The organism is Mesorhizobium sp. M2C.T.Ca.TU.002.02.1.1 (assembly GCF_003997225.1).
The window spans coordinates 1-547 of the sequence record NZ_RZTO01001474.1; the positions used below are offsets into that span (position 1 = coordinate 1).

Annotated in this window: 1 protein-coding gene; it reads left to right on the forward strand. The window is 70.7% G+C overall.

Annotated elements, in window-relative coordinates:
- Nucleotides 1–547: pyridoxal-phosphate dependent enzyme (locus EOD07_RS36815; RefSeq protein ID WP_127238532.1), on the forward strand; the 547-nt coding region annotated here is incomplete at both ends.

The following is a 547-nucleotide window of genomic DNA, read 5'->3' on the forward strand; positions in this document are numbered from 1 at the left end:
CGCCTACGCCGCCATGAAGCTCGGGCACAAGGCCAGCATCTTCGTGCCCGAGGTCAGCCCGCCGGCGAAGCTCGCGCGCATCCGCGGCTACGGCGCCGAGCTGGTGGTCGGCGGCGCCCGCTATGCCGAGGCGCTGGCCGCCAGCGAGGAATTCGCCGCCAGAACCGGAGCCCTGCAGGTGCACGCCTTCAACCAGGAGGAAACGCTGCTCGGCCAGGGCACGCTCGGCCTGGAGATCGAAGCCGATTTGCCCGAGATCGACACGCTGCTGGTCGCCGTCGGCGGCGGCGGCCTGATCGGCGGCATCGCCGCCTGGTTCTCGGGGCGTATCCGCATCATCGCCATCGAGCCCGAGGGCGCGCCGACGCTCTACCGCGCCTTGGAGGCCGGAAAGCCGGTCGATGCGCCGGCCGAAGGCATCGCCGCCGATTCGCTGGCGCCGAAGCGCGTCGGCGAAATGATGTTCCCGATCGCCGAGGCCTTCGTCGAACGTTCGATCCTGGTCAGCGACGACGACATCGTCGCGGCGCAGAGGGCGCTGTGGGAC